The organism is Lentibacillus salinarum (genome assembly GCF_042679865.1).
In the GTDB taxonomy this organism is placed as follows: Bacteria; Bacillota; Bacilli; order Bacillales; family Amphibacillaceae; genus Lentibacillus; species Lentibacillus salinarum.
Window position 1 is genome coordinate 1 of sequence record NZ_JBHTNH010000041.1, and the last position, 1,584, is coordinate 1,584.

General features: G+C 40.8%; 1 protein-coding gene. It reads right to left on the minus strand.

Features of this window, described 5'->3' with window-relative positions:
• Positions 1-107: 107 nt before the first annotated feature.
• Positions 108-1,334, minus strand: coding sequence for an IS110 family transposase (locus ACFQ4A_RS16410; protein ID WP_382402501.1), 1,227 nt, complete (start codon positions 1,332-1,334; stop codon positions 108-110).
• Positions 1,335-1,584: the final 250 nt, after the last annotated feature.

The following is a 1,584-nucleotide window of genomic DNA, read 5'->3' on the forward strand; positions in this document are numbered from 1 at the left end:
CTTTTTATACGAAAATGGGATTTTTGCTCAAAAAAACGCAAAAAAACACCCTCCCGATAATGGGAATACCCATTTTTGAAATTTGGCTATGATTTGATAATAACAGTTTAAGCTGATTCCTGGATATCTACTTCATAGCCCATATTTTGCAGTTTCTTGATAAAATAATCCTTCTTCCTTTCTTTGCTTGGAAGGTAGTCCCAACCAAGCTCTTGATAGGGGGTGTTTGTTTTCAGCATTTGGTAAATGATCCGTAATATTAAATGTGCTAGCGCCATATTGGCTTTGTATGGTCCTCGTCGTTTTACTAATCGATAATAAAAGGAAGATAATCTACTGTCTTTTGTTTTCATAGCGGCCCAGGCTACCTGGCATAGCGTGGCCTTTAAAGCTTTATTTCCTTTATTGGATTTGGAACCTTTTTTTTTACCAGCACTTTCGTTATTACCAGGGCTGAATCCGCCCCATGAAGATATATGTCCATCGGTTGGAAATTTAGACATGTCGATACCAATTTCCGCTAAGATGCTCGCCGCTGCATCCTTTTTAATACCCGGAATGGTCATCAACAAATCCATTTCTTCACGATAGGGGGTTACTAATTGGTCAATTTTACTTTCTAACTGCGCAATTTGTTCTTCGATGTAAACAAGATGATCGTAATGCATTTGAATCAATTCTCGATGGTGGGAACGAATTCGACCATTTAAAGCATCCACAATTTGGGGTACTTTTTTCTTGAGCGTTGTCTTGACCAATGCTCTTACTTGATCGACTTCCAATACTTCACCATTAAGGATGGACTCCAGCAATGCACGTCCGGAAACGCCAAATACATCGGAAACGTATGTGCTAAGTTTGATATTCGCATCTTGCAATATCTTATGGATTCTATTTTTTTCAGACGTTGCATGACCATACAACTTACGACGGTAGCGTGTTAAATCCCTTAAGTCTCTGATTTCTACTGTCGGGACGAAGCTTGATTCAACAAGCCCAGCACGTAACAGTTTTGCGATCCAAGCAGCATCAGAAACGTCGGTTTTTCTTCCGGGCACGTTTTTGATACGCTGTGCATTGGCAAGCACCAATGTAAACTCGCCTTCAAGAATGTTCCAAACGGGTTTCCAATAAACGCCGGTGCTTTCCATCGCAACATCTGTTATCTTGTGTTCGACAAGCCAATCCTGCAGTCTAAGTAATTCTTTGACCGTCGTTCCAAATGTTTTTGTTTCTTTTTTTGGTTTACGGTCTAATGGACCATATAACACGCACGCAACAACCGTCTCTTGATGAACATCCAGCCCTGCAACACGTTCTAAAATAGCATCCATACGTCATCCCATCCTTTGTATAATGCTAGGTCATACATTCTTGAGCCTGTATTTTTATACACGTGCTCGTGGCAACAATCGGCGGTGCTCATGAATGTATTAGGTCGGTTTTGAACTCGGGGTTGAAACCACCAAAAAAGAGGCGACCTCTGACCTGCATTAACATAATGTACAGGATTCTTTACAATTAAACCGCTAACCCCCATTTTCATTTATTGCGGTGTCTGACAAGACATGGGGGTTTTGAACA